Origin of the sequence: Microbacterium sp. NC79 (assembly GCF_019061125.1) — a bacterium.
Classification (GTDB): Bacteria; Actinomycetota; Actinomycetes; order Actinomycetales; family Microbacteriaceae; genus Microbacterium.
In genome coordinates this window covers 1,077,935-1,102,096 of the sequence record NZ_JAHQYI010000001.1, presented here as the reverse complement: position 1 = coordinate 1,102,096, position 24,162 = coordinate 1,077,935, and the positions used below count along the sequence as shown (strand labels likewise).

Here is a 24,162-nt window from a genome sequence, read left to right as displayed (position 1 = left end):
GAGTCTTCGTCACCGTGTTACGCGTCGAGGCGGTAAAGCCAGCCGTGCTTGTCTTCGCGGCGGCCGTACTGAATGTCGGTGAGTTCTTCACGCAGCGACAATGCCAACTCGCCCGTCGGCTGGACATCTTCGAAGTCCGTGCCCTTGAGCAGGCCGATCGGGGTAACCACGGCGGCCGTACCGCACGCGAACACCTCGACAATGTCGCCGGAGGCGACGCCATCGCGCCATTCCTTCAGCGAAACCGGGCGGCTCTCCACCTTGTGCCCGCGGTCCTCTGCGAGCTGCAGAATGGATGCGCGGGTGATGCCAGGGAGAATCGAGTCTGACTTCGGGGTGACAACGGTTCCGTCCTTGTAGACGAAGATCACGTTCATGCCGCCAAGCTCTTCGACGTCACCGTGCTCATTGAGGAAGACAACCTGCTGGCAGCCCTTCTCATAAGCCTCTGCCTGCGGGAGCAGCGATGCCGCGTAGTTGCCGCCGGTCTTCGCCGCACCCGTGCCACCCTTGCCTGCGCGAGCGTAGTCTTCGCTCAGCCAGATGTTGACGGGCTTCACGCCACCGGTGAAGTAGGCGCCGGCAGGGCTCGAAATCAGGTAGTACGCGACCTTCTTCGCGGGGCGAACACCCAGGAACGCCTCCTTCGCGAACATGAAGGGCCGGAAGTACAGGCTCTGGTCATCGCCAGACGGAACCCACGCACCGTCGACCTTGATGGCTTCCTTCAGAGACTGCAGGAAGTACTCTTCCGGAAGCTCCGGAAGCGCCATGCGGCGCGCACTGCGCTGCAGGCGCTGCGCGTTCTGGTCGGGACGGAAGGTCCAAATGCTGCCGTCAGCGTGACGGTAGGCCTTGATGCCTTCGAAGATTTCCTGACCGTAATGCAGCACCGAGGCCGCAGGGTCAAGAGCGATCGGCCCGTACGGTTGCACGCGCGGGCGGTGCCAGCCACCGTTCTCTGACCAGCAGATGTCGACCATGTGGTCGGTGAAATAGTTACCGAATCCCGGATCCTTCAGGATCTCCGCGCGCTCGGCATCCGTCTTGGGAGCAAGGTTGCGCGTGACCTGGAACTCCAGGGAGGGAGCAGATTGTGTCGTCATGTCACTTCCTAGTGAGTGAATTGCGTTATCTAGGTTACGCCTAAACGCGCGAAGCGATGGCGTCGCCGATTTCGGCTGTGGTTCGCTTTGCGTCGCCGCGGTGTGCGACGTCTTCCTCGATCGCGCGAGTCACGCGAGCAGCTTCGGCGTCGAGGCCGAGGTGTTCAAGAAGAAGCGCGATCGATCCGATGGCAGCTGTGGGGTCAGCGAGCTGCTTGCCTGCGATGTCGGGTGCGGAACCATGAACGGGCTCGAACATCGAGGGGAAGGCACCATCCGGGTTGATATTTCCGGATGCCGCAAGGCCGATACCGCCGGTTACGGCACCTGCCAGGTCGGTCACAATGTCACCGAAGAGGTTGTCGGTGACGATGACGTCAAAGCGGGACGGGTTTGTGACCATGAAGATTGTCACGGCGTCGACGTGGAGATAGTCTACGGCGACCTCGGGGAACTCCGGCGCCACCTCGTTCACGATGCGCTGCCACAGGCCACCGGCATTCACGAGAACGTTGGTCTTGTGCACAAGCGTCAGCTTCTTACGACGCTTCTGTGCCTGCGCGAAAGCGAATCGCACCACGCGCTCGACACCGAAAGCCGTGTTGACGCTGGTCTCATTGGCCACCTCGTTCGGCGTGCCCACGCGAATGGCGCCGCCGTTACCGACGTAAGGCCCCTCGGTGCCTTCACGCACAACGACGAAGTCGATGTCACCGGGGTTTGCGAGCGGACCGCTGAAGCCCGGGTACAACCGTGACGGACGGAGGTTGACGTAGTGGTCGAGGGTGAAGCGCAGCTTCAGCAGCAGACCACGCTCAATGTTGGCGTCTTTCAGGCGGGGGTCACCGGGAACGCCGCCAACGGCACCCAGCAGAATCGCGTCGTGCGATGAAATCGCGGCAAGGTCTTCGTCCGTCAGGGTGTCGCCCGTTTCTAGGTAGCGCGCAGCCCCCAGCGAGAATCGCGTCTTGTCGAACGTGACGCCCGAGTCTGCGGTGACCGCGGCGAGAACCTTTTCGGCCTCGGCGATAACCTCGGGGCCAATTCCGTCACCGGGAATAACAGCCAGCTTGACGACGCGCGACATTGCTCTCCTTAGAGGGGTGGGCGCCTCACTCCGATGCGGGCGCATTACCCTTCAGCGTAGTCCCCGCGATTACTGCTGCGATCACGATGAGGCCGGCGCCGATCAACGCCGTCACCGTCACACCCGAATCAAACGCGTGCGCCGCAGCAGCAAACAGATCGTTACCCATGGTTCCGCCCAGCTTTTCTGCTTCCAGCACGGCGCCAGCCAGCGTCTCGCGCGCGGCGTCAGCGACGGCCACAGGCACACCGTCGGGAACGATCATGCTCGAGCGATACAGCGCGGTCAGAATGCCACCCAGAATCGAGGTTCCGAGTACCGCCCCCAGCTCGTAGGCGGTTTCAGAGACAGCACTTGCCGCGCCCGCCTTCGCGGCAGGTGCGCTACCGAGGACGAGGTCGTTTGACACGGTCTCGGCCATGCCGATACCGATGCCGAGCGACACGAACGCGAGCATGAGGGTCGTAACGGCAGATTCATCCGTGGCAAACGCGACGGCAACGTATCCGATGACCGAAAACACCAGGGCGCTGGGAATCAGGATGTGCGGCGACACACGTGCGGAGATCGGAACCACGACAAGACCCGCAATGATCATCACCACCAGTCCCGGCACAAGGGCGAGGCCGGCGTTGAGCGGGCTGAGCCCCACGATGAGTTGCAGGTGCTGCGCCACAAAGTACAGGAAGCCAACGAGCGCGATCACGCTCAACAGGTTGACCATGATCGAACCCGAGAACACCGGCATCCGGAACAGGGCCATATCGAGCATCGGCTCTTCAAGGCGCAACTGGCGGCGCACGAAGAGCCATCCGAAGATCAGGCCAACAACGAACAAAAGCGAAACCGGGTGGAAGAAGCCTTGCACCGCGACTTCCTTGATCGCGAACACAATCGGAACCATCGTGGCGACCGAGAGCGCAATGCTGATGGGGTCGAGGCGACCGGGGTTCGGGTCTTTCGTGTCCGGAACCAGCATGGGCGCGAAGATCAGCAGCGGCACCAGCACGGGAACGGAAAGCAGGAAGACGGAACCCCACGAGAAGTGCTCGAGCAGAATGCCACCGACGATGGGGCCCAGGGCGGAGCCAGCGGAGAAGCCCGCCGCCCAAATAGCGACAGCCAGCCGGCGCTGGTCACGGTCCGTAAAGATCGAGCGCAACAGCGACATCGTCGACGGCATCAGCATCGCGCCGAAGAAGCCCATTGCGGCGCGCGCGGCGATCAGCATGCCTGCTGATGTGGAGAAGGCGGCGACCACGGAGATTGCGGCAAAGCCGGTGGCACCGATGAGGAGCAGTTTGCGGCGACCGAAGCGGTCTCCCATCGTGCCCATCGTCACCAGCAACGCCGCCAGCACGAGCGGGTAGGCATCAATGATCCAGAGTTGTTCGGTGCTGGTGGGTTCGAGGTGAATAGCGATTTCTGGCAGCGCGAAACTCAACACGGTGTTGTCGACAGACACCAAAAGCACCGGCAGCATCAGCACGGCGAGCGCGACCCACCCTCGCCAGCTCACCTTGCCTGTGGCGCTGTCGGTGCGGAGTGCGTGGGTGTCGACTGACATGAAAATCCTCTAAGTTACTGAACCGTCTAGCCGGTATAGTATCAGAATACAGATGCATGGAAGGATAAAGGTATGAGCCGCCCTCCCCTCGCCCGCGAAAAGGTTCTCGACGCGTTCGAACACGTTCTCCTCGTTGAGGGCGAACGCGCCGCAACCATGGATCGTGTGGCCGCAGAAGCCGGCGTCTCCAAGGGTGGACTGCTGTACCACTTCGCCTCAAAGATCGCGCTCGAGGAGGCGCTCATCGAGCGCATGGATCATCTTGTCGCGCTCGATATGGACGAGATGCTGGCCGACCCCTCCGGGGTGGCCGCAGCGTTTATTCGATCATCCGCGCAAACGGGCGACGAACTAGACCGTGCCATCACGGCGGTCGGCCGCCTCGCCTCCAATGGTTCCGCCCTGTCCGTCGAAGCCATTCGCCGCCTGCGCGTGACGTGGCATGACGCTCTCAAACCCTTCGTCGAGAGCGAGGTTGGACTCGAGCTCATCCTCCTGGTGTCTGACGGCGTGTACTTCAACAACGCCCTCACTATTGGTTCCGTGCCCGAAATTGCCGACATGGAAGCGCTCATCACCATGGTGACCACCGCTGCTGGCGTGCAATCGCCCGCTGCCTGACGCTGCTCTCGAGTTTTCATACGCCAGCGATAGGCCCAACCTCGTAGGCTCGCATCGTGCGAGTGTTGATTGTCGAAGACGAACGTGTGATGGCGAGCGCTGTGCGTGATGGCCTCCGGCTTGAGGCGATCGCCGCCGACGTCGCGTATAACGGAGAATCTGCGCTTGAGGCGCTCACCATCAACGATTACGACGCCATCGTCTTGGATCGCGACATTCCGCGCGTCTCTGGTGACGATGTCGCGCGCTGGGTGACCGAAAACCAGCCAGCCACCCGCATTATCATGGTGACGGCCGCCGATCGCCTCGACGACAAGGCCACCGGCTTTGAGCTGGGCGCGGATGACTACCTCACCAAGCCATTCGCCATGCGCGAGCTCATCCTTCGCCTGCGCGCCATTGCTCGCCGCTCTGCCGCCGCCACTCCCCCGGTCTTGGAGTGGCAATCGTTGCGCCTCGACCCGTTCCGGCGCGAGGTCTATCGCGACGATCGGTACGTTGCGCTCACACGAAAGCAGTTTGCCGTGCTGGAGGTGCTTGTGACGGCAGGTGGCGGTGTGGTGAGCGCTGAGGAGCTCCTCGAGCGGGCGTGGGACGAAAACGCTGACCCGTTCACCAACGCGGTACGCATCACGATTTCTGCACTACGGAAGCGCCTGGGTGAGCCCGACCTGATCGAGACGGTCGCGGGTGTGGGGTATCGGATGGCGGCGGAACCTCGTGGCTGAGTCGATCCGGCGCGTTCCCGGGCTCTCCGCGCGCGTCCGCCTCACCCTCGTGATCACCGCCGTCGCCGTGATCTCCAGCGGCGCGTTGTGGGTCGTGACGGCGCTGTGGGTGCTGCGGTATTTACCAACGGGCAACTACTCCCTCGATAGCGGCATGTGGATGCCTGGCCGCGATGACATTATGGAAGTCTTCATGCCGATTGCGACGACAGCGTTTTTCGCGATCAGCGGGCTCGCATTTGTCGGCGGCTGGTTTCTTGCCGGACGCATTCTGCAGCCGCTCACCGCGATCGCCACGGTGGCGCACGGCGTTAGCCGGGGGGATTTATCAAAGCGCGTCGCGTTGCCGGGGCCGAGGGACGAGTTTCGTGACGTTGCCGATGCCTTTGACAGCATGCTGGATTCAGTCGAGAGCACCGTCAACGCGCAGCGGCGTTTTGCCGCGAACGCTTCTCACGAGCTGCGCACTCCCCTCGCGATCACCCGGTCAGTTTTGGATGTTGCACAGGCTGATCCCGAGCGTGATGCCACCGCGGTCTTTACCCAGTTGCAATTGTTGAACGACCGAGCGGCCTCATCGGCTGACGCGCTCCTCCTGCTCGCCAGGCTCGACAGTGTGAAGCCCGACATGGAGTCAGTTGATCTCTCCCTCATCGTTGAAGAAGCGCTCGAAGTGCTGCAGCTCATTGCCGACAAGCAGGGTGTGACGCTGGAAACGGATCTGCACCCCACGCACGTGCTGGGCAACGCGGGGCTGCTCGACCGACTCGCCAGCAACCTGATTCACAACGCCATCGCGCATAACGCGCCGACGCACCGCCAGAAGCGGGTCTTCGTGCAGGTTGCGGTACACGATTCTGCCGCGGTACTGCGCGTCGTAAACACCGGCGCGCAGCTTTCGCCGCACATCGTTGCGACGTTGACGGAACCATTTGCTCGCGGCGAGCGCACCACCGCGCGCGACGACACGGGCGCGGGGCTCGGGCTCGCTCTGAGCGCGACCATTGTGCGTGTGCACGGCGGCTCACTCGTGTTGCAGCCGCGCGCGGAGGGCGGTCTCACCGTCACCGCGCGCTTCGCCGAAGGGTAGAAACGAGAAATCCCCCGCACCGAAGTGCGAGGGATTCCTTCCCGAATTACGACTCGGTGATCTCGATCTGACGGAAGACGTCGGCGTCAATTGCCGCGCGTACCTCGTCGAGGAGATCATCCGATACCGGCGAGTCAACCGTCAGGACAGACAGCGCCTGGCCGCCAGCCTCGGTACGAGCAATCTGCATACCGGCGATGTTGATGCCAGCCTCGCCGAACTTCTGACCATAAACCGCGACGATACCGGGGCGGTCGGTGTACAGCATGACGATGTGGAACTTCTCGATCGGCAGCTCAACCGGGTGGCCGTTGATGCCAACCAGCTTTTCGATCTGCTTGGGGCCGGTGAGCGTTCCGGAAACCGAGAGCTGCGAGCCGTCAGACAGCGCACCGCGCAGCGTGATGACGTTGCGGTACTCGTCGCTCTTGTCATCAACCAGCAGACGCACCTCAACGCCGCGCTGCTCAGCAAGCAGCGGAGCGTTCACGTACGAGACGCTCTCGCTCACGATGTTTGTGAAGACGCCCTTAAGCGCTGCCAGCTTCAGCACATCAACGTTGTAGCCGCTGAGCTCACCGTGTACCTCGACATCGAGGCTCGTGAGCGGCGACTTCGCGAGCGCGGAGAAGAACTGACCGAGCTTTTCGACCAGGGCAATACCCGGGCGAACGTACGGGTCGATGGCACCGCCAGCGACGTTGACAGCGTCCGGAACCAGTTCGCCGCCGAGGGCGAGGCGCACGGAGCGAGCAACTGAGACGCCAGCTTTTTCCTGAGCTTCGTCCGTTGATGCACCCAGGTGCGGGGTGACCACGACATTCGGCAGGTCGAGCAGCTTCTTGTCTGTCGGCGGCTCGGAAACGAAAACGTCGAGGCCAGCGCCGGCGATTTCACCCGTGGTGAGTGCCGTGTACAGCGCGTCTTCGTCGATGAGGCCGCCGCGCGCGACGTTGATGACGAAGGCGCTCTTCTTCATCTTCGCGAGCTGATCGGTCGAGATCATGCCCGTCGTTTCCGGCGTCTTCGGCATGTGGATCGTGATGAAGTCGCTCTGCTCGAGCAGCTCATCAAAGCTGACGAGCTCGACGCCCAGCTGCTGCGCGCGAGCGCTCGTGACGTAGGGGTCGTATGCGACGACGCGCATGTCGAAAGCCTGCATGCGTGCCGCGATGAGTGCACCAATACGGCCGAGACCGATAATGCCGAGCGTCTTCTCGAACAGCTCGGTACCGGTGTACTTCGAACGCTTCCACTCGCCGGCGGCAAGCGATGCGTGCGCAGCCGGAATGTGACGGGCAAGCGAAAGGATGTGGCCCACCGTCAGCTCAGCGGCCGACACGATGTTCGACGTCGGAGCGTTAACGACCATGACGCCGGCGGCGGTCGCTGCCTTGATGTCAACATTGTCGAGGCCGACACCCGCACGGGCGACAACCTTCAGCTTCGGGGCACCAGCGAGTGCTTCGGCATCAATTTGCGTTGCCGAACGCACGAGAACGGCGTTGGCATCGGCGAGGGCGGCGAGGAGGGCCGGACGGTCAGTACCGTCCACCTCACGCACATCAAAATCAGGACCAAGCGCATCAACGGTGGCTGGTGAAAGTTGCTCGGCAAGGAGGACGACAGGCTTCGACACAGGGACTATCCTTTAGTGCTTTAACGCGAAGGGGGAAAGGTCGTGCGCCGCACATCATCGGGACGCTCAAGGGCCAGCCTACTCTTGTGCGCATGCCGTCTTGTTCATGTGACGTTCATGACGGCGAGTAAGTTCCGCGGTTCTTTCGAAAAACCGATTTAGCCGCAGAACGGATTACCGCTCACAAACGAACATCCCGAAGTCAACATGAGTGACAGCGTATTTATCCAGTACACCTGCGCCAGTGCGTACCCGGCGAGCAATAGCAACACATATTCGCCTATGGTGCGGCGGATACCGAAAGCCACGACGGCGACGAAGATGAGAATTGGAACCACAATGGCGGCGATCAAGACGGTCCAGCCGGTTGCCGTCAGCGCGTAAGCGCCGCCTGCTTGCTGCATGAGCGCACCAATGGCGCTGAACACCGTATACGCAAACGCCAGGCCGAAGACGCCGGTCACCGTCGCCATCATCCACAACGGCGAACGAGTCTTCAGCACGTGGTCTGAGTTCTCCGCAATGTCGGTCATGCGCCGACCCCTCCCATGACAAACGGCCACGGAACCAGCACGATGACGCCGGCAATGAGCCACGCAAACCGGATCCACGCTTTCGACGACCGAGTGAGGTACATCGCCGCGGCAAACCATGCTGCCGGTGCTGCTGCGGCAACCCATGCCGCAATCCCATACTGAATGGTTCCGGCCGCCAACAGCTCGCCGTCCGGCTGAAGCCGCACGCCGCCAATGATCCACCCGATTGTGTAGAGCACAAAGATGCCGCCAGCGATGCCGAGACCGATCAACGTCGCGTTGGACATGCCGGACGGTGCGGGTTCGTCGGTCGGTTCACCGATGACCTCGACCTTTTCACTGCCCTTTCCGACCGCGGTCCAGCCACGCTGGAGCTGGGGCGATGCGGTGAGCGACTCATCGCCTTCCCAGGACAGAGCGTCGTCGTCATGCTCGGGGTTGGTTGCCATGCATCCAGCCTACTGTCGCGCGGCTGCCACAGCCGCGATCACGATACCGGCGTCGGTGATGTCATAGCCCGCTCCCCCGCCACCTGGACCGGTGGGGGCGTCATCATCAGCCGTCATGCGAGCGGAGAGATGAACAGCGTGGACGCCGCTCGCGCGCACCGCGGCGATGTCCTCGACCCCGAGCCCGCCGCCTGCCATCACCTCAAGAGCGGTGCCAGCGCGTTGCACGAAACGGGATAGCCTGCCAACGCCATCAATAGTGCGCGGCGTGCCACCGCTGGTCAACACACGGTGGACGCCGAGGCCAAGAAGGGTGTCGAACACCGCGTCCGGGTCAGCCGATGCGTCAATTGCGCGGTGAAACACAAATTCTTTGTCGGCGGCGGCCTCCTGCCAGCGCTGCACGACGTCAACGTCGACGAGTCCGTCACGAGTGAGCGCGCCAATCACGACGCCACCCACACCCTGTTGCACGAGCCGGCGAATGTCGTCCCACACGATCGCCGCTTCTTCAGCGGTGTAAACAAACCCGCCTGGGCGCGGTCGCACCAATACGCAGATCCGCGAGCCGTCGCCACCTGCCGCAGAAATCGCGGCGTCCACGAGCCCAGCCGATGGCGTGAGCCCGCCGGTCGACAGCGCCTGCACCAGTTCGACACGATCCGCACCGTTGTTGAGTGCGGCCCGAACACCAGCCGCGTCTTGCACGGCAATTTCCACCAATGTCACGTGGGACATTCTACGAATATGCGGTCGCGATTGGTGGGGTTGTCCGCACAACGACGGGAGGCCCGGTGCTCACGCACCGGGCCTCCCGTTATTCAGATTTAGCGAGCTGCCGAACCCTCAACGTAGTCAGCGTCCTGCTGCTTCCAGGCAAACAGCGCACGCAGGTCGCGGCCGGTGGCCTCGATCGGGTGCTGTGCTGCCTTTTCGCGCAGAGCCTGGAACTCGGTTGCACCGTTGTCCTGGTCGTCGATGAAACGCTTTGCAAAGGCGCCGTTCTGGATGTCAGCGAGGACAGCCTTCATGTTGTCCTTGACGCGCTCGTCGATGACGCGCGGGCCGGAAACGTAGTCACCGTACTCAGCGGTGTCGGAGACCGACCAGCGCTGCTTGGCGATGCCACCCTCCCACATCAGGTCAACGATGAGCTTGAGCTCGTGAAGCACCTCGAAGTACGCGATCTGCGGCTGGTAGCCAGCCTCGGTCAGGGTCTCGAAGCCGTACTGCACGAGCTGCGAAACACCACCGCAGAGAACAGCCTGCTCACCGAACAGGTCAGTTTCGGTCTCTTCCGTAAACGTCGTCTTGATGACACCTGCGCGGGTACCACCAATGGCCTTGGCGTACGAGAACGCGAGGTCCCATGCCTTGCCAGATGCGTCCTTTTCCACCGCAACGATGTCGGGAATGCCACGGCCAGCAACGTACTCGCGGCGCACCGTGTGACCGGGAGCCTTGGGAGCGACGAGGATCACGTCAACGCCCTCGGGAGCCTCGATGTAACCGAAGCGGATGTTGAAGCCGTGCGCGAAGGCAAGCGTCTTGCCCGCAGCCAGGTTCGGCTTGATCGAGTCGTTGTAGATCGAACGCTGGTGCTGGTCAGGAGCCAGGATCATGATGACGTCAGCCCACGCGGTTGCGTCAGCAACGTTCTTGACCTCAAAGCCCTCTTCCTGAGCCTTAGCGATCGACTTCGAGCCATCCTTGAGCGCGATGACAACCTCGACGCCCGAGTCGCGAAGGTTCTGTGCGTGTGCGTGGCCCTGCGAGCCGTAGCCGACAATCGCAACCTTCTTGCTCTGAATCAGCGACAGGTCTGCGTCTGCGTCGTAGATGAGTTCGGTCACTTCTTTACTCCTTGTTTCTTAGGTTTTCTCAGCCGCGCAAAACGCGCTCTGTGATGCTCTTGCCGCCACGGCCCATGGCCAACAGGCCGGACTGAGCGAGTTCTTTAATGCCGAACGGTTCCAGTGCGCGAAGCAGTGCGTCGACCTTGCCCTTGTCGCCCGTGACCTCAACGACCAGCGCGTCAGGCGCGTAGTCAACGATCTGGGCGCGGAACAGGTTGACAACTTCCAGCACGTTGGAGCGCGTCTGATTGTCAGCGCGCACCTTGATCAGCATGTGTTCGCGCTGCACCGAGGCAGCGTTTTCTAGCTCCACGATCTTGATCACGTTGACCAGCTTGTTGAGCTGCTTCGTGACCTGCTCCAGCGGCAACTCTTCGACGTCAACGACGACGGTGATGCGCGAAAGACCGGGTACTTCGGTCACGCCCACGGCAAGGGATTCAATGTTGAATCCGCGGCGGGCAAAGAGGCCAGCGACACGCGTCAGCAGACCGGGCTTGTTCTCAACGAGGAGACTCAGCACGTGGCTCGACATGATCAGATCTCCTCGTCAAAGCTGGGCGCGTGCTCACGCGCGTACTGGATGAAGCTGTTACTTACTCCCTGCGGAACCATCGGCCACACCATTGCGTCTGCCGACACCACGAAGTCGATGACGACGGGGCGGTCGTTCGTCTCCAGCGCCAGCTTGATCGCGGCGTCGATGTCTTCTTCCTTCTCCACGCGAATGCCGAGGCAGCCGTAGGCATCTGCCAGCTTCACGAAGTCCGGAATGCGGATGCTGCCCGCACCCGTGTTCAGCTCGGTGTTGGAGTAGCGGCTGTCGTAGAACAGCGTCTGCCACTGCTTCACCATGCCGAGCGACGAGTTGTTAATGACGGCAACCTTGATCGGAATGTTGTTGATTGCGCAGGTCGCCAACTCCTGGTTGGTCATCTGGAAGCAACCGTCACCGTCAATGGCCCACACGACACGGTCGGGCTCTGCCACCTTCGCACCCATAGCTGCCGGAACGGAGTAGCCCATGGTTCCGGCACCACCCGAGTTCAACCACGAGTTCGGACGCTCGTACTTGATGAACTGTGCTGTCCACATCTGGTGCTGGCCGACACCCGCGGCGTAGATCGCCTCAGGACCGGTCAACTCGCCAATGCGCTGGATGACCTTCTGCGGCGACATCAGTCCGTCGCTCGGTTCAGCGTAGCCAAGCGGGAACTCGTCACGCAGGCCATCGAGGTATGACCACCAGTCGGAAATGTCCGGCTTGGTGGCGCCGACCGTGCCGCGGAAAGCCGCGTCAAGGTCAACGAGAACCTCACCAAGGTCACCGACAATGGGAACATCGGCAACGCGAATCTTGGAGATCTCGGCGGGGTCAATGTCAACGTGCACGACCTGCGCGTTGGGGGCGAACAGCGATGCCTTGCCGGTCACGCGATCGTCAAAGCGAGCGCCGAGCGCCACGATGAGGTCAGATTCCTGCAGCGCAAGCACAGCAGGAACCGTGCCGTGCATGCCAGGCATGCCGAGGTGCTGCTCGTGCGAGTCGGGGAACGCACCGCGCGCCATTAGCGTCGTCACAACCGGGGCACCAGTCGACTCGGCGAGCGTCAGCAATTCTTGCGAGGCCTTCGCGCGGATAACGCCGCCACCGACGTACAGCACCGGCTTCTTTGCGTCAGCGATGAGCTGCGCTGCTGCCTGAATCTGCTTGCCGTGCGCCTTCGTCACCGGACGGTAGCCAGGCAGGTCAATCTTCGGCGGCCAGATGAAGGGAACTTCAGCCTGTTGCGCGTCTTTTGTGATGTCGACAAGCACGGGGCCAGGTCGACCCGTTGAGGCGATCTCGAAGGCTGCCGCAAGGGCGGCCGGAATCTCCTCGGCGGTCTTGACCAGGAACGAGTGCTTCGTGATCGGCATCGTGATGCCGACGATGTCAGCCTCTTGGAACGCGTCGGTGCCCATCAGGGTCGAGAACACCTGTCCGGTGATCGCAACCATCGGCACCGAGTCCATGTAGGCGTCAGCAATAGCCGTTACCAGGTTGGTGGCACCAGGACCAGAGGTTGCGATGCACACACCCACCTTGTTCGAGGCGGAGGCATAGCCCTCGGCAGCGTGACCAGCACCCTGTTCGTGGCGCACCAGGATGTGACGGATAGCGGAAGAGTCCATCAGCGGGTCGTAGACCGGGAGGATGGCTCCGCCTGGCAAACCGAAGACGTCGGTGACGCCAATCAGTTCGAGCGAGCGGACGACGGCTTCAGCACCCGAGAGCACGGGCGCAGAAGCGGTGCGAGCAGGGGGCCGTGGCACGGCCGATGCGGAGGCGTCGGGCATGAAAATGATCCTTGCGTTTCGTATGCGAGTGAGGTGTCTTGGGGCCGTTAGCCCGTGACAGCGCCTTCAGCGGCAGAACGTACGAGCTTTGAGTATTTGGCCAAAACGCCACGGGTGTAGCGCGGGGGAAGTGGCTCCCAGCCTTCACGGCGGGAGCTCAGCTCGGCCTCGTCAACGAGTAGATCGAGAGAGCGAGCTGCGATATCGACCCGAATAAGATCACCATCGCGCACGAAAGCAATAGGACCTGCGTCCACCGCTTCGGGTGCTATGTGTCCGATGCACAGGCCGGTTGTGCCGCCTGAGAATCGTCCGTCTGTCAAGAGTAGTACATCTTTTCCGAGCCCGGCGCCCTTGATGGCCGCCGTGATCGCCAGCATCTCGCGCATACCGGGGCCGCCCTTCGGACCCTCGTAGCGAATCACGACGACGGAGCCCGCTGCAATTTCGCCTGCGGCCAGCGCGTCCATGGCGGCACGCTCACGGTCAAACACGCGTGCGGGGCCTTCGAAGACGTCCGCGTCGAATCCGGCCGACTTCACGACGGCGCCTTCCGGAGCCATCGAGCCGTGCAGAATCGTGAGACCGCCGGTGGCGTGGATCGGGTTGTCGAGGGTGTGAATGACCTCACCGTCGATCGGGTCAGGGTTCAGGTCAGCCAGGTTCTCGGCGAGCGTCTTGCCCGTCACGGTGAGTGCGTCACCGTGCAGCAGACCCTCATCGAGCATGGCCTTCATGATGACGGGAATGCCACCGTGGCGGTCAACGTCGTTCATGACGTACTTGCCGAACGGCTTCATGTCGGCGATGTGCGGAACCTTGTCACCAATGCGGTTGAAGTCGTGCAGGCTGAGCTCGACCTCAGCTTCACGAGCGATTGCCAGCAGGTGCAGCACGACGTTGGTGGAACCACCCAGCGCCATCGCCAGGGCGATGGCGTTTTCGAACGCTTCCTTCGTGAGAATGTCGCGGGTCGTGATGCCCTGGCGCAGCAGGTTAACGACAGCTTCGCCCGAACGGTGCGCGAAGTAGTCGCGGCGGCGGTCTGCCGAAGGCGGAGCAGCGGAACCAGGAAGGCTGAGACCGAGGGCTTCTGCAACGGAAGCCATCGTGTTCGCGGTGTACATACCGCCACACGCGCCCTCACCAGGGGCAAACGAGCACTCGATGCGCTTGAGGTCTTCCGGCGTCATCTTGCCTGCGACACAGGCGCCAACGCCCTCAAAGGAATCAACGATCGTGATTTCCTTTTCGGTGCCGTCAGAGAGTTTGACCCAACCGGGTGCGATCGAGCCGGCGTACAGGAAGACGCTGGAGAGGTCGAGTCGTGCCGAGGCCATCAGCATGCCGGGGATCGACTTGTCGCAACCGGCGAGAAGCACGGAACCATCGAGGCGCTCCGCCATCATGACGGTTTCGACAGAGTCGGCGATAACCTCGCGGCTCACGAGCGAAAAGTGCATGCCCTCGTGACCCATGGAAATGCCGTCAGAGACCGAAATGGTTCCGAACTGCAGCGGGTATCCGCCGCCCGCGTGCACGCCCTCTTTGGCACCCTGCGCCAGACGGTCGAGGCTGAGGTTGCACGGCGTGATTTCATTCCAGCTCGACGCAATACCAATCTGGGGCTTATCCCAGTCGGCGTCTCCCATGCCGACACCGCGAAGCATGCCGCGCGATGTGGTGGCCTCAATGCCATCAGTAATCACTCGACTGCGAGGTTTGATGTCGATGATGTTCTCAGAAGCAGACATATGCCGAGTCTATTCCGGATGCCAGGGTGCTTCGAACCGCGTGACATCCGCGTGTTCTCGCGGATCTGTGCACAACATCAGCGTTTTGTCAGCATTTATGTGCATCGACACCGGAAGGACCGAGCGGAGTGTGCGATTCCGTTCGTATTAATCGATCAAAACTGTCAGCGAATGCGACCGCTCAATCATGACGACAGATTGCGCGTGCGCAGCTCGGCGAGCCGGGAAAGCAGTTCGGCCATTTCGGTCGCGTTCTCGACCCGCATGGTCGCTGCCGTCACTCCGGAACCGACGCGAACGCCGAGATCACCTGGCTGCAGTGCCCGCAGCGCGTCCTCGTCTGTCTCATCGTCACCGGCAAACAGCACGGCGGTGGCCCCCACCGCGTCACGAAGCGCGCGGATAGCACCGTCTTTCCCCTCCGGCCGTTCGGAGTATTCCACCACATCGTGGCCGCCACGGCGCCGCCAGCCCTGGAGCCGCTCACGGGCGAACCCGTCGACAATCGCGTGCGCACGGGTCGCGCCGCGTTCATCAGCAAGCCGGGTGTGCACGACGAATCCGTACGGCTTGCGTTCCACCCATACGTTCTCGAGGATGCTCAGCTGGTCAGCGAGGTCGGCACTCAACGTGGCAATATCTGCGCTGGGCGGAGCATCGTGTGCAACCTCGTGGCCGGCCGGCACGTGCAGTTGCGCACCGTGGGATCCGGCAAGCAGGATGCGTGAGTCGGGTGGGGTCTCACTCACGAGCCGGAGATCGGCCAACATCCGCCCCGATACGAGCGCGACGTGCGTATCGGGCAGGGCGGCGAGTTGATCGATCGCGGCGCGCGCTCGCCCACCCATCCGGGCTTCGGATGGTACGTCAACCAGTGGAGCTAAGGTTCCGTCAAAGTCCAACGCGACCAGGAGCACGGGCGTCCTGGCGAGGCTCTGCATATCACTCATTGTGCTCTCGCACGTGACTGTGTAACTCGTGCAGGAAAGCCTCGGCCCAAGCAGCGACATCGTCGCGCTTTAGGCGTCGCTGCATCGCGCGCATTCGTCGAGTCTGTTCCGCGTGCGGCATATCGATCGCGGCCATAATCGCTTCCTTCATGCCGTCGATGTCGTGTGGGTTAATCAACAGCGCGCCCTGCAGTTGATCGGCGGCACCCGCAAACTCGCTCAGCACGAGCACTCCCCCGTTGCTTCCGCGCGCAGCCACATATTCCTTCGCGACAAGATTCATGCCGTCGCGGAGGGCCGTGACGAGCATCACGTCGGCGGCAAGATACATCGCCACCATTTCGTCGCGAGGGTACGAATGGTGCAGGTATCGGATCGCGGTGTGGCCTGTCGTGTCGAAAATACCGTTGATGCGACCAACGGTCAGCTCGATTTCGTCGCGCAACTGCATGTATGCGGCGACACGCTCACGGCTGGGGCTGGCTACCTGCACGAGAGTCGCGTCGGTGACCGACAGATCTTCGTCTTCCAGGAGTTCGCCAAAAGCCTTCAGCCGGTGACGGATGCCCTTGGTGTAATCGAGTCGGTCCACGCCGAGAAGGATCGCTCGCGGATGGCCGAGTTCTTCACGAATCTCTGCCGCACGCGCCATGACGTCTGGACGCTTCGCGATGGCCTGGTATTCGGCGACGTCAATCGAGATGGGGAAAGGTTTGACGGTGACGGAGCGGTCAATGCCGTTCGTATCGGTTACCGTGACACGCGACTTGTGTGTGGGGTACGGCAGCTGCCGCCGCACGGCCTGCAAGAAGTTGCCGGCGTCTGCGACGCGTTGGAAGCCGATGACATCGGCGCCAAGCAAGCCATCAAGAACCTGTCTGCGCCACGGGAGTTGCGAGTACAGCCCGTATGCCGGGAATGGAATGTGGTGGAAGTAGCCGATCGTGACGTCGGGGCGGAGATTACGGACCATCCGCGGAACCAGCTGCAACTGATAGTCGTGCACCCAGATGGTTCCGCCGGGTGCCGTAGCCGCCGCTGCGGCCTCGGCAAAGCGACGATTAACGCGCTCGTACGCTTCCCACCACACACGGCGATAGCGCGGCGGCGCAATGACGTCGTGGTAGAGCGGCCAAATCGTGTCGTTGCTGAATCCCTCGTAATAGAGCGCCACGTCGCTTGCGCTGAGTGTCATGGGGATGAGCGTCATGCCGTCGACTTCAAACTGTTCGAGCTCGATATCTGCTGCACCTGGCCACCCAACCCATGCCCCCTTGGCGGCCCGGATCACTGGTTCCAGTGCTGTCACGAGCCCACCGGGCGACGTGTGCCAATGCACTTCACCGTCGGCGTCGACAACCCGGTCTACGGGAAGTCGATTCGCAACAATCACAAGCTCGGAAAGGGAAGATTTCGGCACGCTGCTCCTGCCTTCGGGGTCGGTCTCGCGGGTTGATTACACCCTAACCGTCCCAGCTGGCGGTAGCGTAGTCGCATGCGAAAGTACTTCTCCGGCACCGGCGTCCTGTCCGTGGTGTTGAGCGCGATCGCGCTCTTGAAGGGCATGCGCGGCCAGACCTTCACGTGGCGCACCGCGATCGCCTGGCTGTCGTGGGCTCTCACACTTGCGATGTCCATCGGCATATTTAGCGAAAACCGTCGCGCCGCTCACGGCGTCGTTGTGGCGCACCCCGAACAGTCGAAAGAAGAGCGCAAGCTCCTGAAGCGTTACCGCTAATTCCATACACGACAATGCCCGCCCGGTTAAAACCTGGGCGGGCATTGTTTTGGCTTCTTAGCGCGTCAGCACCAGGGCATCGCCCTGGCCGCCACCGCCGCACAGCGCGACGACCGCGGTTCCGGACCCACGGCGCGCAAGCTCGTGCACTGCGTGTACGACGAGGCGGTTGCCGCTGGCGCCGATCGGGTGACCGAGGGCTATGCCGCCACCGTGAATGTTCACGACGTCGTCGGACAGGCCGAGCGCACGCTGGGATGCCACGACGACCGCGCCGAACGCTTCGTTGATTTCCACGAAGTCGAGGTCGGCCGCGGTGATGCCCTGCTTCTCCAAGGCCACCGCGATCGAGTCGGCGGGCTGCTCGTGCAGGGAGTTGTCGGGGCCGGCCGTCTGACCGCTTGCACCGACGGTGGCCAGAATGTTCCAGCTTTCCTTTTCGGCGCGCGCACGGGTCGTCAGCACAACGGCGGATGCGCCATCAGAAATCTGTGACGAGTTCCCCGCGGTGATGGTTCCGTCCTTTGCGAAAGCCGCGCGAAGGCCAGCGAGGGTCTCCGTCGTGGTCTCCGGACGAACGCCCTCATCGCGCGTCAGCACGATCGGGTCGCCCTTGCGCTGCGGAACCTCGACGCGCACGAGTTCGGCGTCGAAAACGCCAGCCTCGGCGGCTGCCGCGGCCCGCTGGTGCGAGCGCGCCGCAACGGCGTCCTGCTCTTCACGCGTGATGTTGTACTTCGGGTTCAGGCGCTCAGTGGAGGTGCCCATCGATTCGCGGTCGTGCGCGTCGGTGAGTCCGTCGTAGGCCATGTGGTCGAGGACCTCGATGGAACCATAGGCGTAGCCGTCGCGAGATCCCATCAGCAAGTGAGGTGCGCGGGTCATCGACTCCATACCCGCCGCGACCATCACCTCAGCGTCGCCGAGCGTAATCGTGCGCGCGGCGTCGATGATCGTGGTGAGACCAGACAGGCAGACCTTGTTGACGCTTCCGGCGGGAACATCCCATCCGAGGCCAGCACCAATGGCAGCCTGGCGAGCAGGGTTCTGGCCAGCGCCAGCGGCGAGAACCTGACCGACGAGCACGGCGTCGACGGCCTTCGGGTCAATGCCGCCCTGTTCGAGCGCGCCACGGATCGCGAGGGATCCGAGCTGGGGAGCGGTAAACGAGGCAAGCTGCCCCTTGAGGCGGCCCTGCGGGGTGCGGGCCGCTGCAACGATCACGACATCGGTGGCGTTCATGCTGATTCCTTGAGTTCGGGTGCAATGATGAGCGTCGGCTCCGTCGCGGCGATGACCTCATCGACCGTGACACCGGGAGCAACCTCCACCAGCACAAGTCCTTCGTCAGTGACATCGATCACGGCAAGATCCGTGATGATGCGGTTGACGACGCGCTTGCCGGTGAGGGGCAACGAGCACTCATTAACGATCTTGGCAGATCCGTCCTTGGCGACGTGCTCCATCAAGACGATCACGATGCCTGCGCCGTGCACGAGGTCCATCGCGCCGCCTGGACCCTTGACCATCTTGCCGGGGATCATCCAGTTGGCGAGGTCACCGTGAGCCGAAACCTGCATGGCACCGAGGATGGCGGCATCGATCTTTCCGGCACGGATCATGCCGAAGCTCAGCGCGGAGTCGAAGAACGCCGATCCCGGAAGGGTCGTGACGGTCTCTTTGCCAGCGTTGATGAGGTCGGGGTCAACGTTCGCTTCGGTTGGGTACGGGCCCACTCCGAGGATGCCGTTTTCCGACTGCAAAACGACGGTGACGTCTGCGGGCACGTAGTTCGGAACCAGGGTCGGCAGACCGATACCCAGGTTGACGTACGAGCCGTCTGAGAGTTCCTGTGCTGCGCGAGCAGCCATTTCGTTACGCGTCAAAGCCATGATTTATGCCCCTTCCGAAACGGTGCGGCGCTCAATCCGCTTGTCAATGTCGGTACCGACCTCAACGACGCGGTGTACGAAGACACCCGGGAGGTGGATTGAATCGGGGTCGAGCTCGCCGGGCTCGACGAGGCGCTCGACCTGCGCGATGCAGATGCGGCCAGCCATAGCGGCAAGCGGGTTGAAGTTGCGCGCGGCCTTGTTGAAGACCAGGTTTCCGTGGCGGTCGCCGACGGCGGCGTGTACGAGAGCGAAGTCCGTGGTGATCGAGTCTTCAAGAACGTACTCGCCGCTCTTGCCGCCGACCTCAAACGTGCGCACTTCCTTCTTCGGCGACGCAACAGCAATGGTTCCGTCAGCCGCATACTTACGCGGAAGACCACCCTCAGCGACCTGCGTGCCGACACCCGTCTGGGTGAAGAAGGCTGCAACACCGGAACCACCAGCACGAAGCTTTTCGGCGAGCGTGCCCTGCGGGGTGAGCTCAAGCTCGAGCTCACCGGAGAGGAACTGGCGTTCAAACTCTTTGTTTTCACCGACATAGGAGGACGTCATCTTGCGAATGCGCTTGGCACCGAGCAGAACGCCCAGGCCCCAGTCGTCAACGCCACAGTTGTTGGACACGATACTGAGATCGGTCGTGCCCTGTGCGAGAAGAGCTTCAATCAGGGCGATCGGATTGCCCGAGAGACCGAAACCACCGACAGCGATGCTGGCGCCGTCTGAAATGTCTGCGACGGCTTCAGCCGCGCTTGACACCTCTTTATTGATCATGTTCACTCCCTTGTCGAACGGTGTTACTTCCACCCTGCGCTTCGCGCGCGTACGGTTCAATCGGGCGGTCGCGATGTGGACAATATGGTCAGTTTTGTCCACCATGTGGACACGAGGCGTAGCATGGAGGCATGGCAGCGACAGTTCCCGGAGCCCAGGCGATCGCCCGCGCGGCGGCGGTGTTGCGCCGAGTGACGGCGGCCGGAACCACGGGTGTCACGACCCAAGACATTGCGCAGCACACGGAATTGACGCGCCCCACCGCGCACCGCCTGTTGACGGCGCTGCAGGCTGAGGGGCTCGTTGACCGTGAGGATGCGACCGGGCTGTGGTTGCCCGGGCCCGAGCTCTACCTCATGGGGACGGTCGCGGCGTCGCGATATGACGTGCCTGCGCTCGCTCACAACATTGTGAAGTCACTCGCGACTCGCACTGAAGAGAGCGCGTTTTTGTCTGTACAGCGCGGTGATGAGACCGTGTGTCTACTGCGGGAAGACGGAAGCTTTCCGATCCGTTCGTTCGTGCTGAGCGAGGGGGTGCGATTTCCGCTCGGCGTCGCCTCGGCCGGCTTGGTGATTCTGTCGTTTCTGCCGGATGACGAAATTGACACCTATCTGGAGCGCCAGACCAAGCTCAGCGAGCACTTTGGGCGCCCGCATTCCGCTACCTCCATCCGCAAGCGAATTCAGGAGACGCGTGACCGTGGCTACGCGGTCAACCCGGGGCTGATCGTGAACGGAAGTTATGGCCTCGGCGCCGCGGTCTTCAACGCGCAGGGCCGCCCGGAGTGGGCGCTCAGCATCACCGGCGTCGGGTTCCGCTTTGGCCCTGACCGACTCCCCCGCCTCGGCCGCGACCTGCTGTCACACGCCCATCAACTCACCGCCGCCCTCGCCGCGAGCGGGCGCTAGCGGTAGAAGCCGGCGCGGAGGTTGATGCCATGCTCAACCCACGCCTTCATGGCAATGAGCATGCCTGTCCAGCCTTCGCAATTGCCGAAGGCTGACTTCGCGCCGTCTGGCGTTGCGAGCCACGAAGCCTCGGTAATCGTCACGAGCGTGCGGGTGTCATTGTCGAGTGATGCAAACTCGAACGTTGCGCGCGTGGTTCCGGCACCGCCGGTGGCGTGCTGGGCTTCCCGTTCAATCGTGATGCGCCGCGGCTTCTCGGCCTCGACGACTGCGACCGGAAAGCGACCGGGAAAATCGGCGAAGTCCCACGTGACGTCAGATCCTGGTTCCAATCGTCCCTGCGCGCCACCGGTCGCGAAATAGCTCGACAGCTGATCGGGATCGGCCACGGCTTCGTATACCACGGCGACGGGTCGTGCCACACGCCCCGAGACGGAAAAGGAAAGTTCGGTCAGTTGTGTGCTTGTCATGCGGCAAAAGTACGCGGTGCAGCCGGTCCTGCGTAAGCCCTGCCGGTTCCGCTGTCCCGCCGAACCGTCACCCCACGTCGGAAGCCATGTGACGCATGTGGCGATTCGGCGGCGTGTCTTCCGACGTCCGACAACACTTCCGACGCCGCGCAACGATACACCCGCACTTGCCCGCACCTGGTACCCAAGCCACCGGCGCCGAAAACCCGCGCCACCAGCGCCGGAAGCCCGCGCTTGCAGCGCCGGGAACCCGCGCGAGCGTTTGTCCCGCGTCGGAGATGTCGCCGTGTGACACCAGACACGCCGCGAAAGTGTCACTCTGGCCCCAGCATCTCCGACGCGAGACAAGGCTCAGGCGGGACGCCAGGTTAGAGGTGCAGCTCCGCGAGTTCGGCCGCGATGATCGGGGCGATGGCTGATGCGCCCCGCTCTGACATCACCACGGTGTAGTGGTTGAGGTCCTCAACGAAGCGGAACCGCACCGTCGGCAACGACTCCTCGAGTCGAGCGATCTGCTCGGGCGAGTACAGGCCGGGCGTCTCGTTCTGCAGCCCCCGCGGCACCCACACAAACACGGCGGGAACCGAGATTCCCGCGATTGCTTCACGCGGTAGCGATCCGGTGTTCAGATCGACCGTGTCATCCACGGTGACGGCAAAACTGGTGGCGGGGCGAAGGGCGCCGGAACCATCAGGCACCAGGTCATAGGCGAGGTAGCGTTCCAGCTCGGGCGTCCACGCATCCGCAAAGGCCGGGTGCGCGCGCCACAGTTTGAGGTACTCATCGACCGACGCGAAGCGCATCTCGAGTCGCGCAGCCGTCGGGCCGAGGATGTGCTTGACCAGCGCTTCAGCGTTAAGGCCAACGGGCACTTCCAACGGCAATCCGCCGTCAACGAGCACGATGCGCGAAATACGCTCGGGGTGCACATACGCGGTCACAACGGAGACGAAAGCGCCCATCGAGTGGCCGACCAACATGGTCTTTTCCAGCCCAAGCGCATCCATCATCGCGATGATGTCAGCGGCGTGTGCTGCCATTCCGGCAGGCCCCTCAATGCCATTGCTTCGCCCACGACCACGCAGGTCTGGTGCCACAATGCGGACGCCTGGAAGAGTGGGAACCACATCGAGCCAGGCGAGGTGCGAGGCCGTCACGCCATGAATCGCCACGATCGTGTCAGTGATTTCGCCGACGGGTTCCCAGATTCCCACGGCGAGGTCGCCGCCAGAAACCGGAACCGCGACGGCTGAGTACGTGTGTTGCAGACTCATCGTGCGCTCCATCCACCATCCATGACGTACGACGATCCGGTGACCATGCCGGCATTGTCGCTCGCGAGCCAGCCGGCAAGCGAGCCAACTTCGGCGGGCTCGATCATGCGCTTGATGGCCGGCTCGGTCAGCATGATCTTTTCGACGACTTCGGCCTCCGTGATGCCGTGCACCTTCGCCTGGTCGGCGATCTGCTTCTCCACGAGCGGGGTGCGCACATAGGCCGGGTTGATGCAGTTGCTGGTGACGCCGTGGGGGCCGCCCTCCAGCGCCGCCACTTTGGAGAGTCCTTCGAGACCGTGCTTGGCGGCAACATACGCCGACTTAAACGCGCTCGCGCGAATGCCATGCACCGAAGAAATATTGATGATGCGTCCCCAGCCACGTTCGTACATGCCTGGCAGCACAGCGCGGATCAGGAGGAAGGGAGCCGTCACCATCAACGACTGGATCAGGCGGAACGTGTCAGGGTCGTACTCGTGAATGGGTGCGACGCGCTGAATTCCTGCGTTGTTGACGAGAATGTCCGCCTGCAGTGAGAGGTTGTCGAGCGCCTTCGTGTCGCTGAGATCAACGACCCACGCTTCACCGCCGAGCGCGTCTGCCGCCTGGTTCGCTGCTTCCGCATTGAAGTCGGCGATGACAACGTGGGCGCCGCGGCGTGCGAACTCTTCGGCACACGCGAGCCCAATGCCGCTTGCGCCTCCGGTGACCACAGCTCGTTTTCCGGCCAGATCTTGTTCAGTCATCATCGTTCCCCTCTCGACGCGGTGCGAGCGCGTTATCAATCATTAGTGTCATCGCGGCAAAGACGCGATCGTCCAGTTGTGCAGGCGGCTGGCCGTTTTCGTCCCGCTCCCAGAGCAGGAAGCGCATGCCGATCAATTCGCCCATGCCCATGAGTGCCCATGCGGTCACTTCCGGGTCGAGCCGCCGGTCAATATCGCCGGCTTCTTTCGCCGCAGCAAGGCCCGCTTCGTAGCCTTCAACAATGCGGGTGTAGTGCAGGCGCAGAACTTCGGGTGAAACAAACTCGGCCTCGCGCACCACGCGGTACAGAGCGGGGTGCTCGGCCGTGAAGCGGAAAAAGCCTGCAAACCCGGCGCGCTCAGCCGCAATGCGGTCGGGAGCCCCGGCCATCGCCTCCGCCATCGAGTGACGGACGCGTCGGTTGAGGTCGATCACGAGCGCCTCAAAAATCGTCTGCTTACTGTCGAAGTACAGGTAGAACGTGCCAAGGCCGATGCCTGCGCGCTCCGTTATTTTTACGATCGAGGCTTCGTGGTATCCCTGCTCGGCGAACACGTGTTCCGCCGCTTCCAGCAGCCGCATTCGGGTGGCCTCGCCACGCTTGGTCAGCGGCTTTCCGGTCGCGTTTGA

The 24,162-nt window shown here is 62.6% G+C and carries 25 protein-coding genes; 5 read left to right on the top strand and 20 right to left on the bottom strand.

Translation table 11 applies throughout. From position 1 onward, the window contains the following. Positions 1–17: 17 nt before the first annotated feature. Genes KTJ77_RS04895 through KTJ77_RS04885 form a run of 3 tightly spaced genes read right to left on the bottom strand, consistent with a single transcriptional unit; the run spans position 18 to position 3,760 of the window. On the bottom strand, positions 18–1,106 hold the full coding sequence (locus KTJ77_RS04895) for a branched-chain amino acid aminotransferase (RefSeq protein WP_217337353.1): 1,089 nt from the start codon (positions 1,104–1,106) through the stop codon (positions 18–20). A gap of 40 nt (positions 1,107–1,146) precedes the next feature. Next, positions 1,147–2,193 (bottom strand): 3-isopropylmalate dehydrogenase, encoded by a 1,047-nt coding sequence (locus tag KTJ77_RS04890; RefSeq protein ID WP_217337352.1) that lies wholly within the window; start codon positions 2,191–2,193, stop codon positions 1,147–1,149. 25 nt (positions 2,194–2,218) lie between these two features. Further along, entirely contained in the window at positions 2,219–3,760 is a 1,542-nt protein-coding gene (locus KTJ77_RS04885) for an MFS transporter (RefSeq protein WP_217337351.1), read from the bottom strand. Positions 3,761–3,832: 72 nt separating this feature from the next. On the opposite strand from KTJ77_RS04885, the gene KTJ77_RS04880 reads away from it, so the two are divergent. Genes KTJ77_RS04880 through KTJ77_RS04870 form a run of 3 tightly spaced genes read left to right on the top strand, consistent with a single transcriptional unit; the run spans position 3,833 to position 6,199 of the window. Continuing rightward, positions 3,833–4,381, top strand: a complete 549-nt coding sequence (locus KTJ77_RS04880) for a TetR/AcrR family transcriptional regulator (protein WP_217337350.1) — start codon at positions 3,833–3,835, stop codon at positions 4,379–4,381. A gap of 56 nt (positions 4,382–4,437) precedes the next feature. Further along, a complete protein-coding gene (locus tag KTJ77_RS04875; RefSeq protein ID WP_217337349.1) occupies positions 4,438–5,109 on the top strand; it encodes a response regulator transcription factor in 672 nt (223 codons plus the stop codon). Next, complete coding sequence (locus KTJ77_RS04870) at positions 5,102–6,199, top strand: sensor histidine kinase (protein ID WP_367948835.1); 1,098 nt, start codon at positions 5,102–5,104, stop codon at positions 6,197–6,199. Before KTJ77_RS04875 ends, KTJ77_RS04870 begins: the two co-directional genes overlap by 8 nt. Positions 6,200–6,245: 46 nt before the next feature. Here the strand turns inward: KTJ77_RS04870 and serA are convergent, their stop codons facing one another. The 10 genes from serA to KTJ77_RS04820 all read right to left on the bottom strand — a co-directional run bounded on the left by serA (position 6,246) and on the right by KTJ77_RS04820 (position 17,143). After that, entirely contained in the window at positions 6,246–7,838 is a 1,593-nt protein-coding gene (serA, locus tag KTJ77_RS04865; RefSeq protein ID WP_217337348.1) for a phosphoglycerate dehydrogenase, read from the bottom strand. A 158-nt stretch (positions 7,839–7,996) separates the two neighbouring features. After that, positions 7,997–8,371, bottom strand: coding sequence for a hypothetical protein (locus KTJ77_RS04860; protein ID WP_217337347.1), 375 nt, complete (start codon positions 8,369–8,371; stop codon positions 7,997–7,999). Continuing rightward, positions 8,368–8,823, bottom strand: coding sequence for a hypothetical protein (locus KTJ77_RS04855; RefSeq protein WP_217337346.1), 456 nt, complete (start codon positions 8,821–8,823; stop codon positions 8,368–8,370). The genes KTJ77_RS04860 and KTJ77_RS04855 overlap by 4 nt, the downstream gene beginning before the upstream one ends. Positions 8,824–8,832: 9 nt before the next feature. Beyond that, positions 8,833–9,561, bottom strand: coding sequence for a copper homeostasis protein CutC (locus tag KTJ77_RS04850; protein WP_217337345.1), 729 nt, complete (start codon positions 9,559–9,561; stop codon positions 8,833–8,835). Between the two features lie 89 nt (positions 9,562–9,650). Beyond that, positions 9,651–10,676 (bottom strand): ketol-acid reductoisomerase, encoded by a 1,026-nt coding sequence (gene ilvC / locus KTJ77_RS04845; RefSeq protein WP_217337344.1) that lies wholly within the window; start codon positions 10,674–10,676, stop codon positions 9,651–9,653. 28 nt (positions 10,677–10,704) lie between these two features. Then, complete coding sequence (gene ilvN, locus KTJ77_RS04840) at positions 10,705–11,214, bottom strand: acetolactate synthase small subunit (RefSeq protein WP_217337343.1); 510 nt, start codon at positions 11,212–11,214, stop codon at positions 10,705–10,707. 2 nt (positions 11,215–11,216) lie between these two features. Beyond that, a complete protein-coding gene (locus KTJ77_RS04835) occupies positions 11,217–13,019 on the bottom strand; it encodes an acetolactate synthase large subunit (RefSeq protein WP_217337342.1) in 1,803 nt (600 codons plus the stop codon). Between the two features lie 47 nt (positions 13,020–13,066). After that, the gene (gene ilvD / locus KTJ77_RS04830) at positions 13,067–14,773 is read right to left on the bottom strand and encodes a dihydroxy-acid dehydratase (RefSeq protein ID WP_217337341.1); all 1,707 of its coding nucleotides are present in this window, start codon (positions 14,771–14,773) and stop codon (positions 13,067–13,069) included. Between the two features lie 185 nt (positions 14,774–14,958). Then, entirely contained in the window at positions 14,959–15,714 is a 756-nt protein-coding gene (otsB, locus tag KTJ77_RS04825; protein ID WP_254367366.1) for a trehalose-phosphatase, read from the bottom strand. 1 nt (position 15,715) lies between these two features. Beyond that, a complete protein-coding gene (locus KTJ77_RS04820) occupies positions 15,716–17,143 on the bottom strand; it encodes a trehalose-6-phosphate synthase (protein WP_367948834.1) in 1,428 nt (475 codons plus the stop codon). Between the two features lie 75 nt (positions 17,144–17,218). Here KTJ77_RS04820 and KTJ77_RS04815 point away from each other — a divergent pair, with 75 nt between their 5' ends. Beyond that, the gene (locus KTJ77_RS04815) at positions 17,219–17,461 is read left to right on the top strand and encodes a hypothetical protein (RefSeq protein WP_217337339.1); all 243 of its coding nucleotides are present in this window, start codon (positions 17,219–17,221) and stop codon (positions 17,459–17,461) included. A gap of 57 nt (positions 17,462–17,518) precedes the next feature. Here the strand turns inward: KTJ77_RS04815 and KTJ77_RS04810 are convergent, their stop codons facing one another. Genes KTJ77_RS04810 through KTJ77_RS04800 form a run of 3 tightly spaced genes read right to left on the bottom strand, consistent with a single transcriptional unit; the run spans position 17,519 to position 20,127 of the window. Beyond that, the gene (locus KTJ77_RS04810) at positions 17,519–18,703 is read right to left on the bottom strand and encodes an acetyl-CoA C-acetyltransferase (RefSeq protein ID WP_217337338.1); all 1,185 of its coding nucleotides are present in this window, start codon (positions 18,701–18,703) and stop codon (positions 17,519–17,521) included. Next, positions 18,700–19,353, bottom strand: coding sequence for a CoA transferase subunit B (locus KTJ77_RS04805; RefSeq protein WP_217337337.1), 654 nt, complete (start codon positions 19,351–19,353; stop codon positions 18,700–18,702). The genes KTJ77_RS04810 and KTJ77_RS04805 overlap by 4 nt, the downstream gene beginning before the upstream one ends. 3 nt (positions 19,354–19,356) lie before the next feature. Then, positions 19,357–20,127 (bottom strand): CoA transferase subunit A, encoded by a 771-nt coding sequence (locus tag KTJ77_RS04800; RefSeq protein WP_217337336.1) that lies wholly within the window; start codon positions 20,125–20,127, stop codon positions 19,357–19,359. Between the two features lie 131 nt (positions 20,128–20,258). Between KTJ77_RS04800 and KTJ77_RS04795 the strand changes: the two genes are divergently transcribed. Beyond that, complete coding sequence (locus tag KTJ77_RS04795; RefSeq protein WP_217337335.1) at positions 20,259–21,038, top strand: IclR family transcriptional regulator; 780 nt, start codon at positions 20,259–20,261, stop codon at positions 21,036–21,038. Here KTJ77_RS04795 and KTJ77_RS04790 read toward each other — a convergent pair. The 4 genes from KTJ77_RS04790 to KTJ77_RS04775 all read right to left on the bottom strand — a co-directional run bounded on the left by KTJ77_RS04790 (position 21,035) and on the right by KTJ77_RS04775 (position 24,114). Further along, positions 21,035–21,508, bottom strand: a complete 474-nt coding sequence (locus KTJ77_RS04790) for an SRPBCC domain-containing protein (protein ID WP_217337334.1) — start codon at positions 21,506–21,508, stop codon at positions 21,035–21,037. The genes KTJ77_RS04795 and KTJ77_RS04790 overlap by 4 nt on opposite strands. A gap of 368 nt (positions 21,509–21,876) precedes the next feature. After that, complete coding sequence (locus KTJ77_RS04785) at positions 21,877–22,782, bottom strand: alpha/beta hydrolase (RefSeq protein ID WP_254367365.1); 906 nt, start codon at positions 22,780–22,782, stop codon at positions 21,877–21,879. Then, positions 22,779–23,531 (bottom strand): 3-hydroxybutyrate dehydrogenase, encoded by a 753-nt coding sequence (locus KTJ77_RS04780; protein WP_217337332.1) that lies wholly within the window; start codon positions 23,529–23,531, stop codon positions 22,779–22,781. Before KTJ77_RS04780 ends, KTJ77_RS04785 begins: the two co-directional genes overlap by 4 nt. Next, the gene (locus KTJ77_RS04775; protein ID WP_217338339.1) at positions 23,524–24,114 is read right to left on the bottom strand and encodes a TetR/AcrR family transcriptional regulator; all 591 of its coding nucleotides are present in this window, start codon (positions 24,112–24,114) and stop codon (positions 23,524–23,526) included. Before KTJ77_RS04775 ends, KTJ77_RS04780 begins: the two co-directional genes overlap by 8 nt. Positions 24,115–24,162: the final 48 nt, after the last annotated feature.

What these genes read in the sequence shown, in the direction of transcription:
- ilvD (WP_217337341.1), bottom strand. Translation starts at nt 14,773, where the DNA reads ATGTCTGCTTCTGAGAACATCATCGACATCAAACCTCGCAGTCGAGTG.
- KTJ77_RS04785 (WP_254367365.1), bottom strand. Translation starts at nt 22,782, where the DNA reads ATGAGTCTGCAACACACGTACTCAGCCGTCGCGGTTCCGGTTTCTGGC.
- KTJ77_RS04850 (WP_217337345.1), bottom strand. Translation starts at nt 9,561, where the DNA reads ATGTCCCACGTGACATTGGTGGAAATTGCCGTGCAAGACGCGGCTGGT.
- KTJ77_RS04800 (WP_217337336.1), bottom strand. Translation starts at nt 20,127, where the DNA reads ATGATCAATAAAGAGGTGTCAAGCGCGGCTGAAGCCGTCGCAGACATT.
- KTJ77_RS04775 (WP_217338339.1), bottom strand. Translation starts at nt 24,114, where the DNA reads ATGCGGCTGCTGGAAGCGGCGGAACACGTGTTCGCCGAGCAGGGATAC.
- KTJ77_RS04885 (WP_217337351.1), bottom strand. Translation starts at nt 3,760, where the DNA reads ATGTCAGTCGACACCCACGCACTCCGCACCGACAGCGCCACAGGCAAG.
- KTJ77_RS04890 (WP_217337352.1), bottom strand. Translation starts at nt 2,193, where the DNA reads ATGTCGCGCGTCGTCAAGCTGGCTGTTATTCCCGGTGACGGAATTGGC.
- KTJ77_RS04855 (WP_217337346.1), bottom strand. Translation starts at nt 8,823, where the DNA reads ATGGCAACCAACCCCGAGCATGACGACGACGCTCTGTCCTGGGAAGGC.
- KTJ77_RS04810 (WP_217337338.1), bottom strand. Translation starts at nt 18,703, where the DNA reads ATGAACGCCACCGATGTCGTGATCGTTGCAGCGGCCCGCACCCCGCAG.
- KTJ77_RS04780 (WP_217337332.1), bottom strand. Translation starts at nt 23,531, where the DNA reads ATGACTGAACAAGATCTGGCCGGAAAACGAGCTGTGGTCACCGGAGGC.
- otsB (WP_254367366.1), bottom strand. Translation starts at nt 15,714, where the DNA reads ATGCAGAGCCTCGCCAGGACGCCCGTGCTCCTGGTCGCGTTGGACTTT.
- ilvN (WP_217337343.1), bottom strand. Translation starts at nt 11,214, where the DNA reads ATGTCGAGCCACGTGCTGAGTCTCCTCGTTGAGAACAAGCCCGGTCTG.
- KTJ77_RS04880 (WP_217337350.1), top strand. Translation starts at nt 3,833, where the DNA reads ATGAGCCGCCCTCCCCTCGCCCGCGAAAAGGTTCTCGACGCGTTCGAA.
- KTJ77_RS04795 (WP_217337335.1), top strand. Translation starts at nt 20,259, where the DNA reads ATGGCAGCGACAGTTCCCGGAGCCCAGGCGATCGCCCGCGCGGCGGCG.
- KTJ77_RS04805 (WP_217337337.1), bottom strand. Translation starts at nt 19,353, where the DNA reads ATGGCTTTGACGCGTAACGAAATGGCTGCTCGCGCAGCACAGGAACTC.
- KTJ77_RS04895 (WP_217337353.1), bottom strand. Translation starts at nt 1,106, where the DNA reads ATGACGACACAATCTGCTCCCTCCCTGGAGTTCCAGGTCACGCGCAAC.
- KTJ77_RS04860 (WP_217337347.1), bottom strand. Translation starts at nt 8,371, where the DNA reads ATGACCGACATTGCGGAGAACTCAGACCACGTGCTGAAGACTCGTTCG.
- KTJ77_RS04835 (WP_217337342.1), bottom strand. Translation starts at nt 13,019, where the DNA reads ATGCCCGACGCCTCCGCATCGGCCGTGCCACGGCCCCCTGCTCGCACC.
- KTJ77_RS04815 (WP_217337339.1), top strand. Translation starts at nt 17,219, where the DNA reads ATGCGAAAGTACTTCTCCGGCACCGGCGTCCTGTCCGTGGTGTTGAGC.
- KTJ77_RS04790 (WP_217337334.1), bottom strand. Translation starts at nt 21,508, where the DNA reads ATGACAAGCACACAACTGACCGAACTTTCCTTTTCCGTCTCGGGGCGT.